26 protein-coding genes and 1 pseudogene are annotated in these 25,019 nt (G+C 62.7%); 7 read left to right on the forward strand and 20 right to left on the reverse strand.

All coding sequences use genetic code 11. The features are described 5' to 3' along the window. Nucleotides 1–32 precede the first annotated feature (32 nt). The 3 genes from dapD to galE are packed head-to-tail and all read left to right on the forward strand — an operon-like array spanning nucleotide 33 to nucleotide 2,966. Nucleotides 33–1,013: a 2,3,4,5-tetrahydropyridine-2,6-dicarboxylate N-succinyltransferase gene (dapD, locus tag LJ754_RS01385; protein ID WP_227925030.1), complete on the forward strand. Its 981-nt coding sequence runs from the start codon at nucleotides 33–35 to the stop codon at nucleotides 1,011–1,013. Nucleotides 1,014–1,024: 11 nt separating this feature from the next. Then, entirely contained in the window at nucleotides 1,025–1,894 is an 870-nt protein-coding gene (locus LJ754_RS01390; protein ID WP_227913604.1) for a hypothetical protein, read from the forward strand. 55 nt (nucleotides 1,895–1,949) lie between these two features. Beyond that, entirely contained in the window at nucleotides 1,950–2,966 is a 1,017-nt protein-coding gene (gene galE / locus LJ754_RS01395; protein WP_227925031.1) for a UDP-glucose 4-epimerase GalE, read from the forward strand. A gap of 99 nt (nucleotides 2,967–3,065) precedes the next feature. On the opposite strand, the gene LJ754_RS01400 is transcribed toward galE, so the two are convergent. The 3 genes from LJ754_RS01400 to fdxA all read right to left on the reverse strand — a co-directional run bounded on the left by LJ754_RS01400 (nucleotide 3,066) and on the right by fdxA (nucleotide 6,044). Continuing rightward, complete coding sequence (locus LJ754_RS01400) at nucleotides 3,066–4,358, reverse strand: citrate synthase (protein ID WP_227913602.1); 1,293 nt, start codon at nucleotides 4,356–4,358, stop codon at nucleotides 3,066–3,068. A gap of 184 nt (nucleotides 4,359–4,542) precedes the next feature. After that, a complete protein-coding gene (gene dapC, locus LJ754_RS01405) occupies nucleotides 4,543–5,724 on the reverse strand; it encodes a succinyldiaminopimelate transaminase (RefSeq protein WP_227925032.1) in 1,182 nt (393 codons plus the stop codon). Next, nucleotides 5,721–6,044, reverse strand: coding sequence for a ferredoxin (gene fdxA, locus LJ754_RS01410; protein ID WP_227903680.1), 324 nt, complete (start codon nucleotides 6,042–6,044; stop codon nucleotides 5,721–5,723). The genes dapC and fdxA overlap by 4 nt, the downstream gene beginning before the upstream one ends. A 156-nt stretch (nucleotides 6,045–6,200) precedes the next feature. On the opposite strand from fdxA, the gene LJ754_RS01415 reads away from it, so the two are divergent. Next, complete coding sequence (locus LJ754_RS01415) at nucleotides 6,201–6,437, forward strand: putative acetyltransferase (protein ID WP_227913600.1); 237 nt, start codon at nucleotides 6,201–6,203, stop codon at nucleotides 6,435–6,437. Nucleotides 6,438–6,510: 73 nt separating this feature from the next. Here the strand turns inward: LJ754_RS01415 and LJ754_RS01420 are convergent, their stop codons facing one another. The 6 genes from LJ754_RS01420 to LJ754_RS01445 all read right to left on the reverse strand — a co-directional run bounded on the left by LJ754_RS01420 (nucleotide 6,511) and on the right by LJ754_RS01445 (nucleotide 14,579). Continuing rightward, nucleotides 6,511–6,894 (reverse strand): hypothetical protein, encoded by a 384-nt coding sequence (locus LJ754_RS01420; RefSeq protein ID WP_227913599.1) that lies wholly within the window; start codon nucleotides 6,892–6,894, stop codon nucleotides 6,511–6,513. 62 nt (nucleotides 6,895–6,956) lie between these two features. Next, nucleotides 6,957–8,879, reverse strand: coding sequence for a translational GTPase TypA (typA, locus tag LJ754_RS01425; RefSeq protein ID WP_227925033.1), 1,923 nt, complete (start codon nucleotides 8,877–8,879; stop codon nucleotides 6,957–6,959). Nucleotides 8,880–9,229: 350 nt separating this feature from the next. Next, nucleotides 9,230–10,924, reverse strand: coding sequence for an ABC transporter ATP-binding protein (locus LJ754_RS01430; RefSeq protein ID WP_227913597.1), 1,695 nt, complete (start codon nucleotides 10,922–10,924; stop codon nucleotides 9,230–9,232). Continuing rightward, nucleotides 10,921–11,874 (reverse strand): ABC transporter permease, encoded by a 954-nt coding sequence (locus LJ754_RS01435; protein ID WP_227925034.1) that lies wholly within the window; start codon nucleotides 11,872–11,874, stop codon nucleotides 10,921–10,923. The genes LJ754_RS01430 and LJ754_RS01435 overlap by 4 nt, the downstream gene beginning before the upstream one ends. Next, on the reverse strand, nucleotides 11,867–12,793 hold the full coding sequence (locus tag LJ754_RS01440; protein ID WP_227925035.1) for an ABC transporter permease: 927 nt from the start codon (nucleotides 12,791–12,793) through the stop codon (nucleotides 11,867–11,869). The genes LJ754_RS01435 and LJ754_RS01440 overlap by 8 nt, the downstream gene beginning before the upstream one ends. Before the next feature lie 136 nt (nucleotides 12,794–12,929). Continuing rightward, complete coding sequence (locus LJ754_RS01445) at nucleotides 12,930–14,579, reverse strand: peptide ABC transporter substrate-binding protein (RefSeq protein ID WP_227925036.1); 1,650 nt, start codon at nucleotides 14,577–14,579, stop codon at nucleotides 12,930–12,932. Nucleotides 14,580–14,927: 348 nt separating this feature from the next. On the opposite strand from LJ754_RS01445, the gene LJ754_RS01450 reads away from it, so the two are divergent. Next, entirely contained in the window at nucleotides 14,928–15,539 is a 612-nt protein-coding gene (locus tag LJ754_RS01450; RefSeq protein ID WP_227925037.1) for an NAD(P)-dependent oxidoreductase, read from the forward strand. A gap of 84 nt (nucleotides 15,540–15,623) precedes the next feature. Here the strand turns inward: LJ754_RS01450 and LJ754_RS01455 are convergent. Further along, a pseudogene (locus LJ754_RS01455) lies at nucleotides 15,624–15,845 on the reverse strand (type II toxin-antitoxin system Phd/YefM family antitoxin); the annotation flags it as partial. 10 nt (nucleotides 15,846–15,855) lie between these two features. Then, on the reverse strand, nucleotides 15,856–16,239 hold the full coding sequence (locus LJ754_RS01460; protein WP_227925038.1) for a VOC family protein: 384 nt from the start codon (nucleotides 16,237–16,239) through the stop codon (nucleotides 15,856–15,858). 550 nt (nucleotides 16,240–16,789) lie between these two features. On the opposite strand from LJ754_RS01460, the gene LJ754_RS01465 reads away from it, so the two are divergent. Next, a complete protein-coding gene (locus LJ754_RS01465; RefSeq protein ID WP_227925039.1) occupies nucleotides 16,790–17,416 on the forward strand; it encodes a hypothetical protein in 627 nt (208 codons plus the stop codon). 448 nt (nucleotides 17,417–17,864) lie between these two features. Here LJ754_RS01465 and LJ754_RS01470 read toward each other — a convergent pair whose 3' ends face one another. The 4 genes from LJ754_RS01470 to LJ754_RS01485 all read right to left on the reverse strand — a co-directional run bounded on the left by LJ754_RS01470 (nucleotide 17,865) and on the right by LJ754_RS01485 (nucleotide 20,940). Next, a complete protein-coding gene (locus tag LJ754_RS01470; RefSeq protein WP_227925040.1) occupies nucleotides 17,865–18,704 on the reverse strand; it encodes a hypothetical protein in 840 nt (279 codons plus the stop codon). Then, a complete protein-coding gene (locus tag LJ754_RS01475; protein ID WP_227925041.1) occupies nucleotides 18,686–19,093 on the reverse strand; it encodes a hypothetical protein in 408 nt (135 codons plus the stop codon). The genes LJ754_RS01470 and LJ754_RS01475 overlap by 19 nt, the downstream gene beginning before the upstream one ends. Before the next feature lie 402 nt (nucleotides 19,094–19,495). Beyond that, nucleotides 19,496–20,500: a hypothetical protein gene (locus tag LJ754_RS01480; protein WP_227925042.1), complete on the reverse strand. Its 1,005-nt coding sequence runs from the start codon at nucleotides 20,498–20,500 to the stop codon at nucleotides 19,496–19,498. Continuing rightward, nucleotides 20,497–20,940 (reverse strand): DUF6507 family protein, encoded by a 444-nt coding sequence (locus LJ754_RS01485; protein ID WP_227925043.1) that lies wholly within the window; start codon nucleotides 20,938–20,940, stop codon nucleotides 20,497–20,499. The genes LJ754_RS01480 and LJ754_RS01485 overlap by 4 nt, the downstream gene beginning before the upstream one ends. 644 nt (nucleotides 20,941–21,584) lie before the next feature. On the opposite strand from LJ754_RS01485, the gene LJ754_RS01490 reads away from it, so the two are divergent. Then, the gene (locus tag LJ754_RS01490; protein WP_227925044.1) at nucleotides 21,585–21,788 is read left to right on the forward strand and encodes a hypothetical protein; all 204 of its coding nucleotides are present in this window, start codon (nucleotides 21,585–21,587) and stop codon (nucleotides 21,786–21,788) included. Between the two features lie 258 nt (nucleotides 21,789–22,046). Here the strand turns inward: LJ754_RS01490 and LJ754_RS01495 are convergent, their stop codons facing one another. The 5 genes from LJ754_RS01495 to ychF all read right to left on the reverse strand — a co-directional run bounded on the left by LJ754_RS01495 (nucleotide 22,047) and on the right by ychF (nucleotide 25,019). Next, entirely contained in the window at nucleotides 22,047–22,823 is a 777-nt protein-coding gene (locus tag LJ754_RS01495; RefSeq protein ID WP_227925045.1) for a hypothetical protein, read from the reverse strand. Next, a complete protein-coding gene (locus tag LJ754_RS01500) occupies nucleotides 22,820–23,068 on the reverse strand; it encodes a hypothetical protein (protein WP_227925046.1) in 249 nt (82 codons plus the stop codon). The genes LJ754_RS01495 and LJ754_RS01500 overlap by 4 nt, the downstream gene beginning before the upstream one ends. Nucleotides 23,069–23,132: 64 nt before the next feature. Further along, on the reverse strand, nucleotides 23,133–23,384 hold the full coding sequence (locus LJ754_RS01505) for a hypothetical protein (protein WP_227925047.1): 252 nt from the start codon (nucleotides 23,382–23,384) through the stop codon (nucleotides 23,133–23,135). 59 nt (nucleotides 23,385–23,443) lie between these two features. Further along, nucleotides 23,444–23,608 carry a hypothetical protein gene (locus LJ754_RS01510; RefSeq protein ID WP_227925048.1) on the reverse strand — a complete coding sequence of 55 codons (165 nt, stop codon included), beginning with the start codon at nucleotides 23,606–23,608 and terminating at the stop codon, nucleotides 23,444–23,446. A gap of 325 nt (nucleotides 23,609–23,933) precedes the next feature. Further along, nucleotides 23,934–25,019, reverse strand: a complete 1,086-nt coding sequence (gene ychF / locus LJ754_RS01515; RefSeq protein WP_227925049.1) for a redox-regulated ATPase YchF — start codon at nucleotides 25,017–25,019, stop codon at nucleotides 23,934–23,936.

Below are 25,019 nucleotides of genomic sequence, written 5' to 3' on the forward strand. Positions count from 1 at the left end.
TTCCCACAGTACCGCTCGGTAGACTGGGGCCCATGACTTCAAGCCCTGCCCCAGCCCCCACTGAAGCAAGCACGGACTCCCGCACTGCCTCCGGCCTCGGCCTCGCTACGGTTGCCGCCGACGGCGCGGTGCTCGATGTATGGTTCCCCCGCCCGGTTCTCGGAGAGTCCGCCACGGACTCCGCCCTGCACAGTGAACTGGAGGCCGCCGCCGAGGCGATGGCCGACGGGATCCGCGGCACGCACGGCGAAGTGCTGGACACCCGGATTGACCTCGATGCCGCACCTGCCGGCACCGCCGACGCCTACCTGCGCCTGCACCTGCTCTCCAGCCGCCTGGTCCGCCCCAACACCATCAACCTGGACGGGATCTTCGGCTCGCTGCCCAACGTGGTCTGGACCAATTACGGACCCTGCGCCGTCGCGGACTTTGACGCCGTGCGGCTGCGGCTGCGCAGCCGCGGTCCGGTGACGGTCTTCGGCGTGGACAAGTTCCCCCGCATGACCGACTACGTGCTCCCAGCGGGTGTGCGCATAGCCGACGCCGGGCGGGTGCGCCTCGGCGCGCACCTGGCTGAAGGCACCACCGTTATGCACGAAGGCTTCGTGAACTTCAACGCGGGAACGCTGGGCACCTCCATGGTGGAAGGCCGGATTTCGGCCGGCGTGGTGGTCGGCGACGGCACCGACGTCGGCGGCGGTGCCTCGATCATGGGCACGCTGTCCGGCGGCGGCAAGGAAAAAATCACCCTCGGTGAGCGCGTGCTGCTGGGCGCGAACTCCGGTGTGGGCATCAGCATCGGCGACGACAGCGTGGTGGAGGCAGGCCTGTACGTCACGGCCGGTACCCGCGTCACGGTGCTCGGCGGCGGGGAGCCCCGGCAGGTGAAGGCCGCCGAGCTGTCCGGCGTGCCCAACCTGCTGTTCCGCCGTGACTCGGTGACCGGTGCCGTCCAGGCCCTGCCCCGCAACGGACGCACCGTGGAGCTGAATTCCGCGCTGCACGCGAACTAAGCGGCACCGGCATGCAACGGCTCCAGCAGCATGAGACCCGCAGCTTCCGGCTCCTGGTCCTGCTGCTGGGGCTGTGCCTGGCCGCGTTCGTCTCGCTCTTCGCGGTGGCGGCCCTGAACGGCAAAAAACATACCCCCGTCATTACCGAACGCTGCATCGCGTCGGTGGGCGGAGCGGAATACTCGCTGACCCTGGAACAGGCACGCAATGCCTCGATCATTTCCGGTGTGGCGGTGACCCGCGGCCTGCCGCCGCGAGCCGTGTCCATTGCACTGGCCACCGCCATGCAGGAATCCGGGCTGCGCAACCTGGATTACGGGGACGACGCCGGCCCGGACTCCCGCGGCCTGTTCCAGCAGCGTCCCAGCCAGGGCTGGGGCAGTGAAGAGCAGGTCATGGACCCCGTGTATGCCGCCAATGCCTTCTACAACGGGTTGGAGAAGGTGCCGGGATACCTGGACCTGACCATTACCGACGCCGCCCAGGCCGTCCAGCGCAGCGCCTTCCCCGAGGCATACGCCAAACACGAAGGACCTGCCCGGGCGTTCGCCTCCGCCCTTACCGGCCAGACTCCTGCCGCGTTGTCCTGCACCCTGCGCCCGCCATCGGTTTCCGCCGATGCCGGCGCCAGCGCGTCCGCCGTCGAGGAAATCTACGGTCCGCTGAACGGCTCGGTGCTCGGCCCGCTGTACCTGGCCGACGTCGAGGGAACCTACGGCTGGTCCGTTGCGCAGTGGTTCGTGGCAAATGCCCAACTCCTCGGCATCGAGTCGGTGGCCTACGACGGACGCACCTGGCAGCTGGGCAGTTCCGTGTGGGAGCAGTCTTCTGCGGACGCCGGCCAGGTTGCCGTCACCGCCTACAGCGTCCCCGAGGAATAGGGCACGCCGGACCGCCGGATGGGGAACCCGGCGACCGACCGATTAGGCTAAGGGCATGCGTATTCTAGTCACCGGTGGCACCGGCTATATCGGATCCCACACCACGCTTGCCCTGCTGGAAGCAGGCCATGACGTGGTGGTCCTGGACAACCTGATGAACTCCAGCGAGGAGTCGCTTCGCAGGGTCCAGGAGCTGAGCGGCCGCAAGGCCGAGTTCGTGAAGGCGGATCTGCTGGAAGAAGCAGCGCTGGAAACGGTCTTCAACGGCGCCGCCATTGACGCGGTTATCCACTTCGCCGGGCTCAAGGCCGTGGGCGAATCCGTAGCCAAGCCCCTGTACTACTACCACAACAACGTGGTGGGCACCATCAACCTGCTGCGGGCCATGGACCGGCACAACGTCCGCACCCTGGTCTTCAGCTCCTCCGCCACCGTGTACGGTGCCTCTGAGGAGGTCCCGCTGACCGAGGACTCCCCCATGGATGCCGTCAATCCCTACGGCCGCACCAAGGAACAGATCGAAGACATCCTCAGTGATCTGGGCGCCGCCGACGGCCGGTGGAACATTGCGCTGCTGCGTTACTTCAACCCTGCCGGTGCGCACGAATCGGGCCGGATCGGTGAAGATCCCACCGGCATCCCCAACAACCTGCTGCCGTTCGTGGCGCAGGTGGCCGTGGGCCGCCGGGAGAAGGTCATGGTCTTCGGCAACGACTACCCCACCCCGGACGGCACGGGTGTCCGCGACTACATCCATGTGGTGGACCTGGCAGCGGGCCACCTCGCCGCCCTGAACTTCCTGGCCGGCAACGGCGGAGTGCACCGCTGGAACCTGGGCACCGGCAACGGGTCCTCCGTCCTCGAGGTCCTCACCGCGTTCTCCGCTGCCGCGGGCCGGGATGTCCCCTATGAGTTCGCGGCCCGCCGTCCAGGCGACGCCGCCGTCAGCTACGCCGATCCCTCCGCAGCGCACGCGGACCTGGGCTGGCGTGCCGAGCGCAGCCTGGCCACCATGTGCGAGGACCACTGGCGCTGGCAGAAGAACAACCCCGAGGGTTACGCCGCGTCCTAGCGGTTCAGCTGGACGGACCGAATCCGCCGAAACACCAAAAGAGAAGGTCCCCGGAAACATCCGGGGACCTTCTCTTTTGGCGTTTTACGGCCGGAACAATCAGCGCTGCGGGTAGTTCCGCTCGGGGGCGCCCGTGTACAGCTGGCGCGGGCGGCCGATCTTCGTCTGGGGATCCTGCATCATTTCGCGCCACTGGGCAATCCAGCCCGGCAGGCGGCCGATGGCGAAGAGGACGGTGAACATCTTCTCCGGGAAGCCCATGGCCTTGTAAATGAGGCCGGTGTAGAAGTCGACGTTCGGGTACAGCTTGCGCTCGATGAAGTAATCATCGGCCAGGGCCTTCTCTTCCAGGCGCATGGCGATATCCAGCAGCTCGTCGTTGCCGCCGAGCTTGGACAGGATTTCGTGGGCGGTGGCCTTGACGATCTTCGCCCGCGGATCGTAGTTCTTGTAGACGCGGTGCCCGAAGCCCATGAGCTTCACGCCGTCTTCCTTGTTCTTGACCTTCTCCATGAAGGTTTCCGGCTGCATGCCCGTGGCCTGGATGTCGCGGAGCATGTTCAGCACTGCTTCATTCGCGCCGCCGTGCAGCGGGCCGAAGAGTGCACTGATGCCGGCGGAGACGGACGCGAACATGTTCGCGTTGGAGCTGCCGACCAGGCGCACAGTGGAGGTGGAGCAGTTCTGCTCGTGGTCCGCGTGCAGGATCAGCAGCAGGTCCAGGGCCTTCACCAGGTCCGGATCGATTTCATACGGCTCGGCCGGCAGACCGAAGGAGAGCCGCATGAAGTTCTCCACCAGGTTCATGGAGTTGTCCGGGTAGAGCATCGGCTGGCCGATGGACTTCTTGTGCGCGTACGCAGCAATGACCGGCAGCTTGGCCATCAGCCGGACGGTGGACAGTTCCACCTGTTCTTCGTCGAACGGGTCCAGCGAGTCCTGGTAGAACGTGGACAGCGCGCTCACGGCCGAGGACAGCACCGGCATCGGGTGGGCGTCGCGGGGGAAGCCGCCGAAGAAGCCCTTGAGGTCTTCGTGCAGCAGGGTGTGGCGGCGGATCCGCTGGTCGAAGTTCTCCAGCTCGGCGGGCGTCGGCAGTTCCCCGTAGATCAGCAGGTAGGACGTCTCGAGGAAGCTCGAGTGCTTGGCCAGCTGCTCAATCGGGTAGCCGCGGTAGCGCAGGATCCCCTGGTCGCCGTCGATGTACGTGATGGCGGATGTGGTGGCCGCGGTGTTCATGAACCCGGGGTCGAACGTAACGGTGCCGGTCTGCTTCAGCAGCTTGGAAACGTCGAGTCCGTCGTTTCCCTCCGCTGCGGCAACGCGGGGCAGCACAAGCTCGTCTTCCGGGTTTGCCCCGTACTGAAGCTTGGCACTGGGTTGCTCAGTCATTAAGTCTCCTTTAGGAGTTTTCGAAACCGCCGCTATGTAGCCGCTTCCGACGGGACATAGTGCATTCCGCTAAACTATTTCGCTAAAACGCTACCGGTATCAGTGCCCTTACCACTAATCGGTGCGGGCACCGTTGTACAAGCGCAACATAGGCACGGACGGTATTCCGGTGCAGTGCCTAATACTATTCCTGCCGGGGCCGCCCGCGGTCCAATTCCGCCGCGGCCAAGAGCCGGTCCGCCGCGGCACGGATATCGGCATCCGAACCGGTCAACGCAATGCGGACATATCCTGCACCGGCATCGCCGTAGAAAACACCGGGACCAACAACAATTCCCAGGTCCGCGAAACGGGAGACCGTTGTCCAAGTGTCTTCACCGGCGGTTGCCCACAGGTACAGGCCGGCCTCGGAATGCTCGATCTTCAACCCGAAACCCTCCAGCGCCGGGACCAGCTGTTCGCGCCGGGCCCGGTAGCGGTCCTTCTGCTGCGCCACATGCTCGTCGTCGCGCAGTGCTGCCGCCATGGCAGCCTGCACCGGGGCGGGGACAATCATTCCGGCGTGCTTACGGCTGTTGACCATATTGGCGATGATCGCCGGATCGCCGGCGGTGAACGCCGCCCGGTAGCCGGCCACGTTGGACTGCTTGCTCAGCGAGTACACGGCGAGCAGGGAATTGCTGCTGCCGCCGCTGACGCGGGGGTCAAGGATGCTGGGCACCGGTTCACCGCCGCGTGCGGGGTCCCAGGGGCCCCAGCCCAGTTCGGCATAACACTCATCGGAGGCCACCACGGCGCCGATTTCCCGGGCCTGCTCCACCAGGGTGCGCAGCGAGGACGCAGTCCGCACAATGCCGGTGGGGTTGCCCGGGGAGTTCACCCAGACCAGCCGCACGCGGGAACGGGTTTCCCCGTCCAGTTCGTCAAGGTTGTCGGCGGCCACCGCCGTCGCCCCGGCAAAGACCGCCCCCATGTCGTAGGTGGGATAGGCAACCACGGGGCGGACCACAACGTCTCCCTCCCCCAGCCCCAGCAGCAACGGCAGCCAGGCCACCAGTTCCTTGGAGCCGATGGTGGGCAGCACGTCCGCCGGGTCCAGGCCCGGCACCCCGCGCCGCCGGGCGAACCACTCGACCACTGCGTTCCGCAGGTCTGCGGTGCCGTGGGTGGTGGGGTAACCCGGCGCGTCAGCGGCGGCGCTGAGGGCTTCGCGGACGACGGCGGGGGTCGGGTCAACGGGCGTGCCGATGGAGAGGTTCACGGCACCCTCAGGGTGCTCTGCGGCCCGTCGCTGGTACGGGGCCATGGCGTCCCAGGGGTATTCCGGCAGGTCGAGCCCGAAGGCCCTTGATCCTGCCGGGCTCATGCCTGGTTCTGCGGAGGCAGGGCAGCGATGATGGGGTGGTCCTTATGGGTGTTGCCCACCTTGGCCGCACCGCCCGGGGATCCCAGGTCATCAAAGAACTCGACGTTGGCCTTGTAGTAGTCGGCCCATTCCTCCGGGGTGTCATCCTCGTAGTAAATGGCCTCTACCGGGCATACAGGTTCACAGGCGCCACAGTCCACGCATTCGTCCGGGTGGATGTAGAGGGAGCGTTCACCTTCGTAGATGCAGTCCACGGGGCATTCTTCGATACATGCCTTGTCTTTCACATCTACGCACGGCTGCGCAATTACGTACGTCACGTCCCTTGCCTTCCTGATCTGCGTCCCGCCTGCCGGAGGCCGGCGGTTCCGCTGGGTGTTGGTTCCACGTTAGTAGCCGAAGCCATTATCTCCCAGCCGGGACGGCCCGGCGCACGGCCCGGGTCCGGTCTGGGACCCGCCGCATAGGATGGTTCAATGAACTTTTCCGAACCGGCAGCCCTGCTGCGCAGCCTGCAGCCGGGGGTCCGCGTGGTGGTGCGCTACCGGATCGACGGCGGTTTCACCGACGCCCTGGGCACACTGGGGGCCGTGGGCGATACCGAATGCACAGTAGCGACCCGGCGCGGCGACGTCGTTATTGCCTACCCGCTGGTCACGGCCGCCAAAACCGTGCCGCCGCCTCCCCCGCGCCGCGCTCCCCGCAGGTCCTGAGAAAAAACGGCAAAGGCCGCCGGAACAGTTGTTCCGGCGGCCTTTGCCGCTCTTACACGCTTTTCCGGCTGCGCTAGGCAGCCTTGGCGGCGGCCCGGTCCCGGGCGAGCACCCGGGTGCAGGCCAGGACAGCGCCAACCGTGGCTACCGCCTGGCCGAACAGCCACACCAGTCCCGCTGTAACAACGGGCGGCTGCTCCTCGGCAGCAGCGCCGGTCACGATCAGCGGGGCCTCGTTGAGCAGGTCCAGGGAGAACAGCCCCAGCAGCAGATACGTGATGACGCCGGCGGCGGCACTGACCGCTGCGCTGCGCTGCCAAAGGCCGGCCAGCAGCGCCACAGCGCAGCTGAACACCACCGCCAGCACTGCGCCGACCGGAAGCCCGGTGTCGCCGGCATACACCACTTGGTTATGCAGCGAGGTGCCGAGGACAGCCGCCGTGATTCCGCCCAGCACGGCGACCAGAGGCCCCCGCCAGCGCGGGGGCCTCTTGCCGGTGTCGGCCGTTGCGGTGATGACTAGGCCTTGGCGCGTGCGCGGTTGGCCTTCGCACGGTCGTTGGCGTTCAGGACCAGCTTGCGGATGCGGATCGATTCCGGTGTGACCTCGACGCATTCGTCCTCACGGGCGAATTCGAGCGACTCTTCCAGGGTGAGCTTCCGCGGCGGTGTCAGGTTCTCGAAGGTGTCCGAGGACGCAGCACGCATGTTGGTGAGCTGCTTTTCCTTCGTGATGTTCACGTCCATGTCATCGGCGCGGGAGTTCTCGCCGACGATCATGCCTTCGTAAACCTCGGAAGTGGGCTCCACGAAGAAGGAACCGCGTTCCTGCAGCTTGATCATGGCGAACGGGGTAACGACGCCGGAGCGGTCGGAGATCAGCGAACCGTTGGTGCGGTATTCGATCGGACCGGCCCACGGCTCGTAGCCCTCGGCGATGGACGAGGAGATGCCTGCGCCGTGGGTTTCCGTCAGGAACTTGGTGCGGAAACCGATCAGGCCGCGGGCGGGGACGATGAATTCCATGCGGACCCAGCCGGTGCCGTGGTTCGACATGTTGACCATGCGGCCCTTACGGACTGCCATCAGCTGCGTGACGGCTCCGAGGTATTCCTCGGGTACGTCGATGGTCATGTGTTCCATCGGCTCATTGACCTTGCCGTCAATGAGCTTGGTGACGACCTGCGGCTTGCCGACAGTCAGTTCGAAGCCTTCGCGGCGCATCTGCTCCACCAGGATGGCCAGGGCGAGCTCGCCGCGGCCCTGTACTTCCCAGGCGTCCGGACGCTCGGTCGGAAGGACCTTCAGCGACACGTTGCCGATCAGTTCCTTGTCGAGGCGGTCCTTGACCTGGCGGGCCGTGACCTTGGCACCCTTGACCCGGCCGGCGAGCGGCGAGGTGTTGATACCGATGGTCATGGAGATGGCGGGGTCATCCACGGTGATCAGCGGCAGCGGCTTGGGGTTGTCCACGTCGGTGAGGGTTTCACCAATGGTGATGTCCTCGATACCGGCGACGGCGACAATTTCACCGGGGCCGGCGGATTCGGTGGGAACACGGTCCAGTGCCTTGGTGGCCAGCAGTTCGGTGATCTTGACCGTCTTCATGGTTCCGTCGTGGCGGGCCCATGCAACCATCTGGCCCTTGCGCAGGGTGCCGTTGAAGATACGCAGCAGGGCCAGGCGGCCCAGGAACGGCGAGGCGTCCAGGTTGGTAACGTGCGCCTGGAGGACGCCTTCGGGATCGTACGTGGGAGCGGGGATGTGCTCCAGGATGGTCTGGAACAGCGGCTCCAGGTTGTCGTTCGCGGGAGCTTCGCCGTCGGCCGGCTGCTCCAGGGAAGCAGCACCGACGCGGGCTGCGGCGTAGACAACGGGAACGTTCAGGATCAGGTCAAGGTCCAGGTCCGGAACTTCGTCCGCGAGGTCGGAGGCCAGGCCGAGCAGCAGGTCCATGGACTCGCTGACGACTTCGTCGATCCGGGCATCGGGACGGTCGGTCTTGTTGACCAGCAGGACTACCGGCAGCTTCGCGGCAAGTGCCTTGCGCAGCACGAAGCGGGTCTGGGGCAGCGGGCCTTCAGAGGCGTCCACCAGCAGCACAACGCCGTCGACCATGGACAGGCCGCGCTCGACCTCGCCGCCGAAGTCGGCGTGGCCGGGGGTGTCGATGACGTTGATGGTGATGGTTTCGCCGTTGGCAGCCGGGCCGTTGTAGAACACCGTGGTGTTCTTGGCCAGGATGGTGATGCCCTTTTCGCGCTCCAGGTCACCGGAGTCCATCACGCGGTCTTCCACGTCTCCGTGGGCAGCAAACGAGTTCGTCTGCTTCAGCATGGCGTCGACGAGGGTCGTCTTACCGTGGTCAACGTGGGCCACAATAGCAACGTTGCGGAGGTCGCTTCGCACTGCGCTGTTTACAGCCGTGTTGGTTTCTGACATGCGTGAGGACTCAATTCATAGGAGATCAGTTCGGGGTGTTTCTTTTCCACCGGAGGGGCTCCGGCGTATCCGGCTGTTCTGTACGAATGCTGATTCAATCTCTTGCTCAATCACCAGTCAGAATCCACCGAAGGCCCCGCCGTCAGCAGGCACGCTAACATTCTAGTCGCAATACCATGTCTGCCCTAATGCGGCTTCACCGAGGGCGCAAATCCGGGGCAGGGCGGGGGTCTCACAGCGGGGTCGCACAGCGCGGTCTCACAGCTGGGTCGCACAGCCGGACGCACAGACGCAGAAGGCGGGGAACCCGTTGGGGCTCCCCGCCTTCCGTGCAGTTCTGCAGTGCGCTGTTAGGCGACTGCCGGCGGCAGTTCCAGGCGTGAGCCCGGGATGGCTGCCAGCAGGGCCTGGGTGTAGGCCTGCTGGGGCGCGTCGAAGACGGCGTCCGTGGAACCGGTTTCCACGAGCTTGCCCTTTTCCATCACGCAGACGTAGTCGGCAATCTGGCGCACTACGGCCAGGTCATGGGTGATGAACAGGTAGCTCAGCCCCAATTCCGACTGCAGGTCAGCGAGCAGGTTCAGGATCTGGGCCTGCACCAGCACGTCCAGTGCCGAAACGGCTTCGTCGCAGATAACCACTTCGGGATCCAGTGCCAGCGCGCGGGCAATCGCAACGCGCTGGCGCTGTCCGCCGGAGAGCTCGTTCGGGAAGCGGCGCATCACCGAGGACGGCAGGGCCACCTGGTCAAGCAGTTCGCGGACCTTGGCCTCGCGGCTCTTGGCGTCGCCGATCTTGTGTACCCGCAGCGGTTCTTCGATGGTGCGGAAGATGTTGTACATCGGGTCCAGGGAACCGTACGGGTCCTGGAAGATCGGCTGCACCCGGCGGCGGAACTCGAACAGGCGCTTGCTGTTCAGCGTGGTCATGTCCACCCCGTTGAACAGGATGGAACCGCTGGTAGGCGTCTCCAGGTTCAGCACCATGCGGGCCACCGTTGACTTGCCCGAACCGGACTCGCCCACCACGGCCGTGGTGGTGCCGCGCTTGATGTTGAAGGACACGTTGTCCACGGCGGTGAAATCCGTGGACCGGCCAATGCCGCTGCGCAGCTTGAAGACCTTGGTCAGGTCCTTGACCTCAATAACGTTGTCCGCGGCCTTCAGCTTGTCCTCGTCTTCGGAGGTCAGCAGGTCCGCGCTTTGCAGGCCCAGGCTCTTGGCGGAGTCAATCCGCTTGGAGGCCAGCGACGGGGCCGACTCCACCAGCTTGCGCGTGTAGGGGTGGCGCGGGTTGGTGAGGATTTCGAGGGCCGGCCCGGCTTCCACCACGCGGCCCTTGTACATCACCACTACCTTCTGTGCACGCTCTGCGGCCAGGCCGAGGTCGTGCGTAATCAGCAGTACTGCTGTTCCCAGTTCATCGGTCAGGGTGCCCAGGTGGTCCAGGATCTGCCGCTGCACGGTAACGTCCAGGGCCGACGTCGGCTCATCGGCAATGAGCAGGCGCGGTCGGCAGGAAAGGCCGATGGCGATCAGCGCGCGCTGGCGCATGCCGCCGGAGAACTCGTGCGGGTACTGCTTGGCCCGGCGCGCGGCGTCGGGCAGTCCGGCCTGCTCCAGCACCTTGGCGATATCCGCCGGAGCGTGCGGCAGGCCGTTGGCCCGCAGTGTTTCCTTGACCTGGAAACCGATCTTCCATACCGGGTTCAGGTTGGACATGGGGTCCTGGGGAACCATGCCGATGGAGTTGCCGCGGAGTTCCTGGATCCGCTTGGCACTGGCGTTGGAAATATCCTCGCCGTCAAACAGGATCTGTCCGGAGCTGACGCGTCCGTTGCCTGGAAGCAGGCCGATGGCCGCGAGGGCCGTCGTCGACTTGCCCGAACCGGACTCCCCCACAATGGCCACGGTTTCGCCGGGCATGATGGTCAGGTGAGCATCGCGGACGGCCTCGACGTCGCCGTTTGCCGTGGCAAACGTGATGGCAAGGTCGCGGATTTCAAGCAGCGGCTGAACAGCCGTTTCTTCAGTATTGGTGGTCATCGTTTGCGCGCCTTCGGATCAAGAGCATCACGGACCGCGTCACCGAGCATGATGAAGCTCAGCACGGTAATGGACAGGGCGGCAGCAGGCCAGAGCAGCGTTGACGGATTGGACCGCAGCGAGGTCTGGGCAGCCGAAATGTCATTGCCCCAGGACATGATGCTGGGCGGCAGGCCAATGCCCAGGAAGGACAGGGTGGCCTCGGCAACAATGAAGGTGCCCAGCGAGATGGTGGCGATAACGATTACCGGTGCCATCGAGTTCGGGATGACGTGCTTCATCAGCGCCGAGAACTTCGAGACGCCCAGTGAGCGGGAGGCCACCACGAAGTCGGCATTGCGGACCGAGATCACAGCGCCGCGGGTAATGCGGGCAACCTGGGGCCAGCCGAAGATCAACAGCGTGAAGACCACCGTCAGGGTGGTCCGGTTCTCGCGGAACGCGGGCAGCTGCATGATGATGATGGCGCCGAGGATCAGCGGGAGCGCGAAGAAGATGTCGCCGAGGCGGGCCAGGACAGCGTCCAGCCAGCCGCCGTAGTACCCTGCCAGCGCACCCAGGATTCCGCCGATGATAACGACGGCGATGGTGGTCAGCAGGCCGACCAGCACGGAGGCACGTGCGCCGTAGATAACGCGGGCGTACACGTCGCAGCCCTGGAAGGTGTAGCCGAGCGGATGCCCGGCCGTGGGTCCGCCGTCGGAATTATCCAACAGGCACCCTTCATCCGGGGACGCGCTGGTGAACAGGCCCGGGAAGGCTGCCACGGTGAGGATCAGCAGGATCAGCAGCGCCGAGATGATGAAGAGCGGCTGCCGGCGCAGGTTCCGCCAGGCCTCCCCCCAAAGGCTCAGCGGCTGCACGTCATCCTTGACGCTGTCAGTTGCGGCCAGAGGGGTTTCCTCCAGCGGAGCAACATAGTGCTCGATGCTTGTGGTGTCTTTATTCATAACGGATCCTCGGATCAAGCCAGGCGTACAGGAGGTCTACAAGGAGGTTGGCGATCACGTAGACGAAAACGAGAACGCTGACGATCGAGACGATCGTGGGACCCTCTCCCCTGACGACGGACTGGTAAAGTCGCTGTCCCACTCCGGGGACGTTGAAGATGCCTTCGGTGACAATGGCGCCGCCCATCAGCGCACCCAGGTCTGCTCCGAGGAAGGTCACCACGGGGATCAGCGAGTTGCGCAGGATGTGCACCGTGACAACGCGCGGGCGGGAAAGGCCCTTGGCGGTGGCGGTGCGCACGTAGTCGGCGTTCATGTTTTCAATCACCGAGGTACGGGTTAGGCGCAGCACATAGGCGAAGGACGCCAGGCCGAGCACAAGCGCCGGCAGTATCAGGTCCGTAAACCCGGCGTCGCCGCCCACCGTTGGGGACGTCCACTGGAGTTTCACACCCACCAGGAACTGCAGCAGGAAGCCGAGCACGAAGACCGGAATGGCGATCACGATCAGGGATACAACCAGGACCGTGCTGTCGAAGATCTTGCCCTTCTTCAGGCCGGCAATCAGGCCGAAGGCAATGCCGAAGACCGCTTCGAAGATCAGGGCCAGGATGGCGAGGCGGATCGTGACCGGGAAGGCCTGGGCCAGGACGTCGGTCACCTGGCGGCCGGAGAAGTCAACGCCCAGATCGAAGGTGACCAGGTTCTTCAGGTACAGGAGGTACTGGACGATGAAGGGCTGGTCCAGGTTGTACTGGCTGCGCAGCTGTGCGGCAACGGCTTCGTTGACCGGCTTGTCTCCGAAGAGTGCTGCAATCGGGTCGCCCGGAAGGGAAAACACCAGGAAGTAAACAAGGAAAGTGGCCCCGAAGAAAACGGGGATCATTTGAAGGAACCGTCGAATGACGTAGCCGGCCATCAGGGGTGGCCTCCGGCCAGCTTGTGGGGATTGTGGTCTCGCATTTTTTGTATGCCTGTTCTTGGGGGTAAGAACCCGAATACAAACCGGGACCCGGCCTTTTGGCCGGGTCCCGGTTGGGTCGGTCTAGATTCTGCTACTTGGCGGTGACGTTGTAGTAAACCGGAACGCCGTTCCAGCCGGTCTCAACGTTATCCACGTTCTCGCTCCAGCCGGACTGTGCCACCTGGTACCACAGCGGGATGACGGGGAGATCCTTGAGCAGGACTTCCTGTGCCTGGTTGAAGATCTTTGCGCCGTCTTCCGGAGTGGAAGCGGCAAGGCCTTCGCCCAGCAGCTTGTCGAACTCTTCGCTCGAGTAGTCGCCGTCGTTGGAACCTGCACCGGTGCCGTACAGCGGGCCGAGGAAGTTGTTCAGCGACGGGTAGTCAGCCTGCCAGCCGGTGCGGATGGCACCGCTCAGGGTCTTGGCGGTAGCGTCTGCGCGCAGTTCCTTGAACGTTGCGTAGGGCTTGCCTTCAGCCTTGATGCCGAGGTTGTTCTTCAGGCCGTTGGCGACGGCGTCGACCCATTCCTTGTGGTTTGCGTCGGCGTTGTAGCCAATGGTGAAGGTTTCATCTGCGGGCCACGGCGAGATCTTGTCTGCCTTCTGCCACAGTTCCTTGGCCTTCTCCACGTTGAATTCGAGCACCTCGTTGCCGGGGATGCTGTCGCTGTAGCCCTCGATCACCGGAGCGGTGAAGTCCTTGGCCGGCTCACGCGAACCGGAGAAGACAACATCGGTGATCTGGTCGCGGTTGATGGCCATGGAGATGGCCTGGCGGCGCAGCTCGCCGGCTTCGCCGGAGAACGCCGGCAGGTAACCGGGGATGGTGATGGTCTGGTTGCCGGCGTACGCCTTTTCGGAGTAGCGGCCTTCACCCAGGTCAGTCTTGAACGTCTTCAGGGCAGCATTGGGCATGGTGTCCAGGATGTCCAGGTTGTTGGACTGCAGGTCAGCGTAAGCTGCGTCGAACGAGGAGTAGAACTTGAAGGTCACTCCGCCGTTCTGCGGAACGCGGCTTCCGGTGTAGTCCGGGTTCGTGACCAGTTCGATCTGGACCTCGTGCTGCCAGGCGTCGTCGCCGGCGAGCATGTACGGGCCGTTGCCGACCGGAGTCTCGCCGAACTTGGCCGGATCCGTGACGGCTTCAGCCGGCAGCGGGAAGAAGGCCGTGTAGCCAAGGCGCTGCGGGAAGTCGGACTCGGGCTGGCTGAGCTTCACAGTGAACGTGTTGTCGTCAACAACGGTCAGGCCGCTCATGGTGTCGGCCTCAGCGCCTTCTGCGCTGACCTCGTCGTAGCCTTCGATGCTCTCGAAGAAGTACGAGTTCAGCTGGGCGTTCTTGGCGGCTGCGCCAAAGTTCCAGGCGTCCACGAAGGACTTGGCCGTGATGGCCTCGCCGTTGGTGAACTTCTGGTCAGCCTTCACCTTGATGGTGTACGTCTGGGAATCTTCGGTGTCGATGGACTCAGCGAGTTCATTAACAGTGTTGCCGTCGGCGTCGTAGCTGACGAGGCCTTCGAAGAGCAGGTCCATGATGCGTCCGCCGCCAACTTCGTTGGTGTTGACCGGCATCAGCGGGTTCTGCGGTTCGGTGCCGTTGGCCGTGATGATCGCGGTGCTGTTGCCCTCGGTCTCACCTGAGCCTTCGGCCGATTCGTCGGATCCTCCACCGCAGGCGCTCAGCGCAAGTGCGGCAACGGCCGCTACGCTCAGCATTTTGGAAGTGCGTGTGACGCGCATTCCGCCTCCTAGTTCTGTTCGGTTCCGGCGTGAATGACGCCGGTGTTGCGGCTCCGCCAAATGGTGAACCGACTCACAAAGCCAAAAGCATAAGCCCAACTTGTTTCCGGACGGTAACAAAGAGGGGGTGCTTTGCGGGGGCGGGGCCGCCAAGTGCCGCCCGAGGGCCGCGAAAGGCGCTCCCCACTTGGGTTTAGGTGCGGCAAAACCTCCCGGTAACGATTTGGCATACAGGCGGCGTAATACATGCGTTGGCATGTCACATTGGGCTGTTCAGTGCGAGACTCTCGCGATGTTTGCCCGATGATGGGAAGCACCCCCGCCCGCTGAATCCCGAACTGAGGACCTATGGAAATCACCATTGTGGGCGGATCCCATGGCACCGGCGCCCATTTGGCTTCCCTGGCGCAGGAGGCCGGCCACGAGGTTACTGTCCTCTCGCGAAGCGGCGGCGCGCCTGCGGGCGTCCGTGCAGTCGCCGGTGACGCAACAGACCCTGCCGTAGTTGCCGGCGCCGTGACCGGAGCCGACGCCGTCGTCGTAACTGTGGGCGGCGCAAGGGGCGTGAAGCATCAGCGTGCCGCAGTGACCGGAACTGTCATCAAGGCCATGCAGGACGCCGGCGTGCGGCGGCTCGTGGTCCAGTCCTCGTTGGGGGCGGGGAATTCGTCATCCCAGCTGCCCGGTCCACTGGGACTGATCACCCGGGTGGCGCTTGCCGCTCCGCTGGCTGACCACAATGAGCAGGAGTCCCTGGTGACGGGCTCAGGGTTGGACTGGACCATCCTGCGGCCAACCGGCCTCACCAACAGGGAACCCGCCGGTACCTGGCGGGCGCTCGAGGTGGGGAACCCGGACAAGCTGCGGGGGTCTGTGCCTCGAAAGGACCTGGCGGCCTGCATGCTCAAAATTCTCGAAGACGATTCCGCAGTAGGGAAGGCGTTCGGGGTGAGCGGCTAGGGATTGGGGCCTCCGCGCGCTCAACGACACGGCAGCGGCGCCGGACTCCCCTTCGGTACCCCGCTGCGGGAACAATAAAGACTTTCAGTCCTCTTGGTTGAGCGGGTGCTCCTCGGTCTGACCTGTGCGTGCCCGTTCGTAGGAGTCGAGCAGACGGCGGGCGTTGGCGGGCGAGCGGAAGAGATACGCGGTTTCCTGCCAAGCGGCATACTCGTCGGCTGGCATCAGGACAGCACTACCCTTTGGGGAAACAATCTCAACAGCTTCACGATCGTCATTGATGCGCTCGATGAGCTGGAACAGCGTCTTTCGCGCCTCACGCTCTCAGGGGATTTGCTGTCCACATGCCGAAGGAAACACCCGTTGGATCGCAGTAGATACCGAACCAGCGATCGTCGCCACCCAGCTCCACACGCGAACGCTCCACCGAGCCCCCCAGGGCAACAACTCGATCCAGCGCAGACTCGAGGTCGTCGACCGCTAGGTACAGGCGCGGACCCGCAGCCGGAGAAGTCGCAGGCGTTGACGCCCGCTGGAGGCCTCCGATCTCAGATCCGTCAGCGTGGATCACCCAGTAGTCTGCGCCGAGCTCCGTCCCAGCGAAGGCAGGCTCGAACGACCATCCCGACAGTTGCGAGTGGAACCGCATGAACTCCTCTGGATCGGACGTTTCGATTTCCCACCACACGATTCTGCTCATACGCCGATGGTATGCATCCGGGCACGAATCACTCGGCGTATCCGCTCCGTGCCGACCTGGAACAAAGTTCCGTCCGTTTCGTCTCGATTCGCTCGCTCGACGTCGAAGGGCTAGACGTTGAACTGGAACTCCACTACGTTGCCTAGCCGAATGCCCTCTGGAAGCTGCCAGTCGAGTCCGACGCCCGGGACCGACCATCCTGCGTCCGTATTCGTGCTCACGCTCTGAGACGCGGACCAGCAGGTTTGGACCGGCAGCATCCTGAGCGACCAGTCGGACCCCAGCGTTGCTGCCGCCCAGATCAGCCGGCCATTGGACACGTACGAGCAATGCGAGGCAAGGGAACCGCCCACCTCCGGCTTCAAGGCACCCGACACGTGCGCATCGGCTCGCAGGCGCATATCCAGGTCGGAAGGCGCGCCTTAATAGGCCGACTCCTGCTTGCGTATATGGTTCGAGGGGACTTGACGCGGCGATCTGTTGTGACCATTCAACACCGCGGAATTCCGAAGGCGTTTCGACGTCGAACGAAACTGGAGACTTAATCGTAATGAACTTTTTCAAAGCACGGGTTCTGCTTTGGCCTCTCCTGCTGATCACCTTCTTGGTTCTCGCGGGAATGGGCGCCGCTTTCGCATTCGGTGGACTCAACGCTCTCGCTCTCAAGTCGCTGTTCACCAGCAGTTCGAACGAACGCGATTCGCAGGTGGTTCAGTCCGTCACGAGCATTCAAGAGGTCGCCTTGCTGAGCCTTCACATCGAGGGTCTCGCGAGAGACGAAAGAAATCGCGAGATACTCGGCGTGGCCATACCCGCGAGTGAGAAAACGACGCTGATCCAGTACAAGTTCGACGCGAAACTAGGCATCGATGGGTCACAGGTGAAGATCGAACCCACCGGCCCAGGGTCATTTCGCGTGACTATCCCTGAATTCATCGGCATCGGCTTTGACGATCCCGTGTTCGAGGACGCCCTCGAGAGCAACAACGCGCTTAGCTGGCTGGCACCGCCAGCCGTTCAAACTCGCATGATCAACAACATTCTCAGTGACGAGAACAAGCAGAAGTACATCAGCGAAAATGAAGCAGAATTGAAAGACCAGGCCAAGTCCTTCTACTCCGGAATCATCACAAGCATCGACCCCGAGATCACCGTCGCCTTTGATTTCGCAGGGTAGATGCCCGCAGCACCGCGTCCTTGTTTAAACTAGGTTTTTCGGGTGCCAGCGGGGCGAGAAATACTGGTGGGTGGTCTAAGCATCGACGGCAAGCAGTCGAAGGTAACCGACTGGCGCCTGCCGGAATAGACACTTATCAAAGCTTGCCCCCGATATAGAAATGCCGCCCTCTAACGTTTTCACGGAGGGCGGCATTTCTATTGATTCAGGTGAAGAATCTAGACGTTGAAACAAAATTGCACCACGTTCCGTAACCAAGTGCAAAACGGTTGACGGCCGTAGTTGGCAACCCCGTGCGAGGCAGCCAAGCCCCTCCAGCATCCCGACGGACCGAACCTACGACGGGGATGCCTTTGGATGGAACGCCGAGCGGGCGGCTCGTTCGATTGAGCACCAGGCACTGCGTTTATCTTGTCTCTCAAGGCATCGTTGAGCTCACGCCCCTACCTCATCCGTTGGGTTCGCTACCCCACAGAATCGCGCTATCTAGCCCGTCCAGTTGTACCGGGTAACCGTCGGGAAAGTTGGGTGTGTCCTGAATCTTAGGTGCGTCGGTCCTACCCGGATTTAGTTCCTGGTGTAGCGCCACGATCGCTGGGACAGTCCATTTTTTGGCAACATAAAGCCACCCATCCCCGAACGGGATCACCAGCTCTCCCTCCGCTGCTGGGGCCGGAGGCTGCGCCTTCGCCGAGGCCCAAGCCAAGTAGGCCGCGTGCGACGCATAGCCCTTGCCCATGCTTGCGCGGACAGCTGAGATAGTTGAAAACTCAGCTGAGTCTGGCTGCCAGATCCGCATCAGGTCGAGGAACAAGCGTGCGGCAGCCGACGGCGGACCCAACGGAAAACTTTCCGGAAGTTCGATTGTGACCCTGTTTTGTGTTCTAAACCCCGCAACGACGTTGATACTCGCGGCCGGGTTCAATCGCTGCGCTGGATCCTCGAACAGGAAAAGGTAGGTACTAGATCGGAAGAAATTGTCTTCGAACACGTGGTTGAACGTAGGTTCTATAAGATTCTCAAGGGCCCCCGGATCCTCTTCGACGGGAATCTCTCCGCCGCCATTATCGTCCGTGGGCGGATACCACTTGTTGGTCTCTGCAGGGAAGTGGCCGGAGATCAGACGCATAGAGGAGGCAAGCCTGCGTGCAACTTCCAGCGCAGACTCATCCCTGCCTTCCCAGATGAGTGAAATAAACGGCTTACGGCACTCAGACCCTAGGACCTCACGGATAGTTTTCATGGACTTCAATGTACTCGAATCCTGTTTTACGGCATCGGTGTCCACTGGATGACAATCCTTCCCTGGTCGACGAGCGATCGAAATCGTGGGTCCAGAGCTATAAGGTCGAAGAAATCGTCGGCTACTTTTTGCTCCTGAAAATGCCATTCCAGGCGCGTATTGCCTCCGGACTGGATCAGCATGTCGACCTGGTTCTTGAACTGGCCCTCAGCCATGTTTGTCAGTGTGGATCGATAGACAGTGGCGTCCTTGAAGCTAGTCTCCATCCACTCGTAGCGGCCTTTGCCTTCTTGATAAACCTGAGTGGGCGGTGGTCCCTTCTCCCAGTAGTAACCGTCTAGCTTGACCGGTCTACGTGAAACTAGTCCTGTTTTCCCGTCGGTGTGGTTATATTCCACGACGTATTCCAGTGCTCTGCCGTCGACGTGGTCCACTCCAGTTATGTGTTTTTGATAATCGCGACCCCGCGAGGACGAGTACTCATCCACCCAAATCCCCGGACCGTTTTCGCTGTCACCCAACCTTGGCTGCATGGCAGGGTCGCGGCCTGGACCGTTCGGGTTGCTCTGGTCAGAGATCCGCACACCGTACTGTGGTGGTCCCTCCGGGGCGCTGTTTCCGCCGCCCGGCCCTGGCTTCCCGTCAGGTGCTTCGTTGTGGACCAACTCGAACTGACGGGGGCCCGGAACCGTCCCGCCGAATAGGCGGGCTCAGGCCTGACAATATGGTGGTCCACCCATTGGTTCAGTCGGTCCAACAGTCCGGGGCGTGCTTCCGTGACGGCCCGTATCCCCGGCGCCGGCGGTACGGTCACTTCCAAACGCGGCGCAGGCAGCTCAACATGCCCTGCCTTCGCCGGCAGCCGGCCGGCGGAGCCGGCCTTCGCAACGGCGCCACTGGGTATGAGCAGGGAACCGAGATCGAAAGTCAGGCGTCCGGCAGCCCGCATGGGATCCGTCTTCAACAGGTCCACCTGGGCCATCTGAAGAAGCATCTGCTTCCTGTTCTCCGCCGCGGCCGTGTTCCGGCCGGTTAGGGAGCCCAACGTAAAGAAAAGCCCTTGGGTAGCGGTGATCATGGCCATCGGGCCCCCGCTTGCCAGTGAACGTTTGGTAGGTTTCCACCGGCGCCAAAGCCTGGTCGAGGACGCCTTTAGCGAACGGGTGGATGCCGTAGTCGCGTTCAACGAATCGCCCCCACGGCAGCCCGTCAGGGGTTTCGGCGGCTGAATCCAGTTGTGCAGGTGTCATCGGGCCGGCGCCGGCCGGAACAACGCCCGCACCCTTGCCGTAGGCCAAACCGAAACCCAAAGGATCCCCGTTCGGTTCGGCCGGTTCGCACTTATTGCCGGACCTGACTCTGCCCAGTGCCCTTGCACAAGCGCGTTGGGCGGCGTCAAGCTCACCTACGAACCTGTTGATCTGCGAGATGATGGCGTTGTGACGGTCGACCAGGTCGCCGTCGTCGTCCCAGTCCGTAACGTGCTCCCCCGCCGTATCGGCCGCGAGAGCGTCTGCTGCCGGACGGACTTCTGCCTCGAAACGCCGGCGGATATCGTCCACCTCGTCGGCATAGGACTTTATGGCCAGGAAGAGCTCACTCGCGGCAGTTGAGACGTCACCTGCCCTGGTAAGGATCGGAGCGAACGCCGAGAAGACTGTTTCCTGACCCGGCGCGGAGTACACGCCCCCGCCCTGCAGCCGTCCCCAGGCCTGCCCCGCGGAACCGGCAACGGATTCCACTTCCGCCCCAGCCGTCTTGACGGATTCCGAGTGGGTTCTCAGCACCGCCGTGTCGGGAAGCATCTGAAGGAAAGCATCAACGTCCAGAACGGCGCTCATCGCACGGCCACCGGTGCGCCGTCGACCATCTGGTCGGTCTCACCTGCGGCATAGGGATCATCGTCCGCTTTTGCCTGTGCAGCGGAGGCCGCTGCCTGCCGTGCCGTATCGCTCATCTGGGCATCTGTGGAATGGAGGATCGTCAGTACCTCGGCGACGGCGTTCAAGGCGTTGCCGGTCCGTCCCTGGATATCGGCTAATCCGTGCTGGAACTGCTCCTCAGCTAAGGCGAGCAGTTGCTCGGCGATCACATCGGATTTACACGCGTCGGCCAAAGCGACGGTGTCCTCCACAAGTGTGGACCTGAGAGGCGAGAATTCAGCCCCCTGGGCATCGATGTCCAGAAGAATATGGGTGACAGCGGCAGGATCCGTATCGAAGTTTCCATCCGCGGATGCCGACCCTGACGGGGCGCTCTCTGTATGTACTTGGAATTTCACGGCTTCCCCCATCGCCTCCGCTGACGGCCCTATCAAAACGGGAAAGGAGCCAAGGGTCAAGGGTTAGCGATGGGCAGAACTACCCATGGCGAGCAGACAACGGCGTTACTGCGCCTCGGCGCCACAAATCATCAGTTGCGCTTCAACGGACAACACCAATGCAATTTACGAAAGCGGACTTAGGACAGGTATTTTCTGACGGCCCACTACACCGCGCACATGAAAAGGCCCGGAATGCCAAAGCATTCCGGGCCTTTCTCGCAAGCTAGACCAAGCCAGCCTTATACATTAAATCTAAATTCAACCACGTTCCGTCACGGAATAACCTTACGATCATGTGGAGTGAGGGCCCTGCCTCAAGGCATCGTCGAGCTCGCCCCTGACTCATCCGTTGGGTCCGCTGCCCCAAACAATCTCACTATCCAGCCCATCCAGTTCCGCGGGGTAACCATTCGGAAAGCTCGGAGGGTCCTGCACCGCCGGGCCTTCGACTTCCTCGGGACCCAGTTCATAACCAAAGGAAGACGAGATCGGTTCGAGCGCCCGGACCGGCAACCATATGGCAGAAGAAACGCGGCAAAGTTACTCTTGGCCAGCACGTGGAGGACTTTCACCCCCTAGGTATATCCCTGAGGAGGATCATCATGGTCAGTGACAAGCAGGCACGAATCGTGAATGCGCTGCGCCGGCAGATCTTGGCCGCTCAGCACAAGGTCACTTTGGACAACCAGCTCGGGCGCACGACGCCGGTCAAGGTGCAGCTCTTGGCGTACATCACTGCCGCCGATAATGAGGACCAGCGACGGGACTGCCACCTCGGCTTCCGCGGCCCAGCACCGGAACGCTGAAAGCGAGGAGGCGGTCGCACAGACCCGCGCCGCCCACTAGAGCCAAGAAAAAGAAAGCCCTTCCCGGGGATACCCGGGAAGGGCTTTCTTCGAGTTGCGGCGAAACTTAGAGCGGAACCTGGAACCATCCCGCAGGTGGCAGCACTCTTTCGGCAGAGTAGGTTGATCCTCGGCCCTATGGAAGGCCCTCATGAAGTGGGCTAGGCGGTTTCGGGCCAACGGCAGGTGCCGAGGTCCGCGCACCGATACGGGTCCGAATCATCTGGCCCAGATGACCTCGCGATCCAACACTTCAAGGCCTGCCGGGTAGCCGTCAGGGAACTCAGGCGGGTCCTGAACGGGCGGCCGCTCATCGTACTCGGGGGCGCCGGCATCCTTCAGCTCATTGTCGAGAGCGCCAATGCCCTCAACGGTCCATGCCCGAGCTACACGGAGGCTACCATCCCCAAACTCAATATGAATCTCTGCATTGCTATTCGGTTCTTCGTACGCTTTAGAAGATGTCCAGGAGAGGTAAGCACTGCGTCTAAGCCCAGTAACCATCTGGGTCGCGGAGTTGTTAAGCACAGCCCGGTCCGGCTGCCAGATTCGCACCAGATCAAGGAACCAGACGGCGGCCTCGGAAGGGGACCCCATCGGAAAGTCCTCCCCCAAACGGAACTTCACATTATTTTCCTGGTCATTTCGTAAGCCCACGGAGCCGCTCAAGGTGGCGACCGAGGGGGTGGCCGGGTCGCGGAACAGGCTCATGAAAAAGGAAGCGGCCTCTTCGTTGCGCTCATCGCCGGGCACAAGCAAGCCGCTGAGGCTTTTGCTGTCGGCAGGTACGAGCTCAAAGTGCGATTTGCGGCTCTGCAAGTCTTCCGTGTCGCGGTACCACGAAAAACCGGTCCCCTTCGAGATCATCGCCATGGTGGCTGATAACCGGTCCGCTGTGTCGGACACCGGTTCGGCTCGTCCCGCCCAATTGAGATTCACATGGGTGCGGCGGCTCTCGGACCCGAATACTTCGAATACGGTTTTCACGATGCTCAACCTATCCCTTTTCCGGGGGCTGGCGTCCATTTGATCACAAGTTTCCCCATCTCCAACATCTTCTTAGCCCGCGGGTTCTCTCTCCCTTCTTCCAGAAAGCGTCTTGCTACGATTTCGTCATCGAAAGTCCACTCTAGACGAGCATTAGGAATATCCTCGATGGCTTTAGCCTGCCGAGTGAACTGACCATTCTCGGCGAACCAAGTGTCGAGCTGTTGATCCATACGTTCTGGAATGTTTGCCATTCATGAGTAATATCCCTTTGTCTCGGGAAAGACGTGCATGGGCGGCGGTCCTGGATCAACGTTGTTATCGCCGCACTGGCCGGATCACTGGACTGCCCCGGGCCCGGGGCCGACTCGGACGGGGGGCGTTCCGGTCGGCCAGCGGGTCATCACCAATCCCGTCCTGGGCGGCTTGGGCAGCACTGTTCTTGGCTGTGTCGCTCATTTGCTGGTCCGCCGCGACGAGGATGTTGACGACGTCGGTTACCGCACCAATATTCTGTCCTGTCCTGGCACCGATGATCCGCACATAGCGCTGCAGCACGAAAGTATTCACGCTGTCCATCTCCGCTGCCACCGGCCAGGCATTGGCCGCCTCACAAATGTCTTGCGCCGCTACCGCCAGCGTCCGGCGAAGGAGTTATATGCCTGAGCTTCCGCATCAATAGTGGAAAGGATGGAAGCGATAACCGGTGGGTCGACGTCGAAGTTGCCGTCTCCACCACCTGTGCCCGGCCGGGCCGGAACAGGATCTATCGGCGTTTGCATATCGAATTTCATGAATCCCCCCCCCGATGAGCCGGTACGGTCGTACGCTCGGTGCTTATCAAAACGGGATTCATGGGTGGCGTCAATAGGCGGGGATGGGGAGAACTACCCATGTGACTGCCGCGATCCGACGAAGACAATGTCTCCCCCGATAGGATCAAATGAATCGTCGCCTTTGGATACGACGTTATCCCTTCCCGGCGCTCCTCGCGGGTTTGATCTCAGGCGTGGGTAAGTCCGCCCTGTTATTCGATAGGGGCGCTAGACCCACATTTCCCAATAAAAATGCCGCCCACATTCTTGATGGACGGCATTTCTATTGATTCAGAAGAAAAATCTATACATTAAACCTAAACTCCACCACGTCGCCGTCGGCCATAACGTATTCCTTGCCTTCGATGCGGACCTTGCCGCGGGACTTGGCCTCAGCCATCGAGCCGGCGTCAACGAGGTCTTCGAAGGACACGATTTCTGCCTTGATGAAGCCGCGCTGGAAGTCGGAGTGGATGACGCCGGCAGCTTGAGGCGCGGTGTCACCCTTGCGGATGGTCCAGGCACGGGTTTCCTTAGGGCCTGCCGTCAGGTAGGTCTGCAGGCCGAGAGTGTGGAAACCGACGCGTGCAAGCTTGTCCAGGCCGGATTCCTCCTGGCCGCTCATTTCGAGCATCTCGCGGGCTTCTTCTTCGTCCAGCTCCACCAGATCTGCTTCAAGCTTGGCGTCGAGGAAGATGGCGTCCGCCGGTGCCACCAGTTCACGCAGCTCGGCCTGGCGCTCCGGGTTGCCCAGGACGGCGTCATCCACGTTGAAGACGTAGATGAACGGCTTGGCCGTGAGCAGGCTCAGCTCGCGCAGGTGCTCCATGTCCAGCTTGTCGCTGGCCACGGAGGAGAAGATCGTGTCGCCGCGCTCCAGCACAGCCTGCGCGGCCTGCATGGCAGCCAGCTGCGCAGCATCGCGCTTCTTGATCTTCACTTCCTTCTCCACCCGCGGGATCGCCTTTTCCAGCGTCTGCAGGTCAGCGAGGATCAGTTCGGTGTTGATGGTTTCCATGTCCGAGCGCGGGTCCACCTTGCCGTCCACGTGGATGACGTCGGGGTCATCGAACACGCGGATAACCTGGGCAATGGCTTCGGCCTCACGGATGTTGGCGAGGAACTGGTTGCCCAGGCCTTCACCTTCGGAGGCGCCCTTCACGATCCCGGCGATGTCCACGAAGGACACGGTGGCCGGGAGGATACGTGCGGAACCGTGAATTTCAGCCAGCTTGGCCAGACGGGGATCCGGCAGGGACACGACGCCGACGTTCGGTTCGATGGTGGCGAACGGATAGTTCGCCGCCAGCACGTTGTTGCGGGTCAGCGCATTGAACAGGGTTGATTTGCCGACGTTGGGCAGGCCGACGATGCCAATAGTAAGAGCCAC

The organism is Arthrobacter sp. zg-Y40 (assembly GCF_020731535.1).
Classification (GTDB): domain Bacteria; phylum Actinomycetota; class Actinomycetes; order Actinomycetales; family Micrococcaceae; genus Arthrobacter_B.

What these genes read in the sequence shown, in the direction of transcription:
- dapD (WP_227925030.1), top strand. Translation starts at nt 33, where the DNA reads ATGACTTCAAGCCCTGCCCCAGCCCCCACTGAAGCAAGCACGGACTCC.
- LJ754_RS01390 (WP_227913604.1), top strand. Translation starts at nt 1,025, where the DNA reads ATGCAACGGCTCCAGCAGCATGAGACCCGCAGCTTCCGGCTCCTGGTC.
- galE (WP_227925031.1), top strand. Translation starts at nt 1,950, where the DNA reads ATGCGTATTCTAGTCACCGGTGGCACCGGCTATATCGGATCCCACACC.
- LJ754_RS01400 (WP_227913602.1), bottom strand. Translation starts at nt 4,358, where the DNA reads ATGACTGAGCAACCCAGTGCCAAGCTTCAGTACGGGGCAAACCCGGAA.
- dapC (WP_227925032.1), bottom strand. Translation starts at nt 5,724, where the DNA reads ATGAGCCCGGCAGGATCAAGGGCCTTCGGGCTCGACCTGCCGGAATAC.
- LJ754_RS01415 (WP_227913600.1), top strand. Translation starts at nt 6,201, where the DNA reads ATGAACTTTTCCGAACCGGCAGCCCTGCTGCGCAGCCTGCAGCCGGGG.
- typA (WP_227925033.1), bottom strand. Translation starts at nt 8,879, where the DNA reads ATGTCAGAAACCAACACGGCTGTAAACAGCGCAGTGCGAAGCGACCTC.
- LJ754_RS01430 (WP_227913597.1), bottom strand. Translation starts at nt 10,924, where the DNA reads ATGACCACCAATACTGAAGAAACGGCTGTTCAGCCGCTGCTTGAAATC.
- LJ754_RS01435 (WP_227925034.1), bottom strand. Translation starts at nt 11,874, where the DNA reads ATGAATAAAGACACCACAAGCATCGAGCACTATGTTGCTCCGCTGGAG.
- LJ754_RS01440 (WP_227925035.1), bottom strand. Translation starts at nt 12,793, where the DNA reads ATGGCCGGCTACGTCATTCGACGGTTCCTTCAAATGATCCCCGTTTTC.
- LJ754_RS01445 (WP_227925036.1), bottom strand. Translation starts at nt 14,579, where the DNA reads ATGCGCGTCACACGCACTTCCAAAATGCTGAGCGTAGCGGCCGTTGCC.
- LJ754_RS01450 (WP_227925037.1), top strand. Translation starts at nt 14,928, where the DNA reads ATGGAAATCACCATTGTGGGCGGATCCCATGGCACCGGCGCCCATTTG.
- LJ754_RS01460 (WP_227925038.1), bottom strand. Translation starts at nt 16,239, where the DNA reads ATGAGCAGAATCGTGTGGTGGGAAATCGAAACGTCCGATCCAGAGGAG.
- LJ754_RS01465 (WP_227925039.1), top strand. Translation starts at nt 16,790, where the DNA reads ATGAACTTTTTCAAAGCACGGGTTCTGCTTTGGCCTCTCCTGCTGATC.
- LJ754_RS01480 (WP_227925042.1), bottom strand. Translation starts at nt 20,500, where the DNA reads ATGAGCGCCGTTCTGGACGTTGATGCTTTCCTTCAGATGCTTCCCGAC.
- LJ754_RS01490 (WP_227925044.1), top strand. Translation starts at nt 21,585, where the DNA reads ATGGTCAGTGACAAGCAGGCACGAATCGTGAATGCGCTGCGCCGGCAG.
- LJ754_RS01500 (WP_227925046.1), bottom strand. Translation starts at nt 23,068, where the DNA reads ATGGCAAACATTCCAGAACGTATGGATCAACAGCTCGACACTTGGTTC.
- LJ754_RS01510 (WP_227925048.1), bottom strand. Translation starts at nt 23,608, where the DNA reads ATGAAATTCGATATGCAAACGCCGATAGATCCTGTTCCGGCCCGGCCG.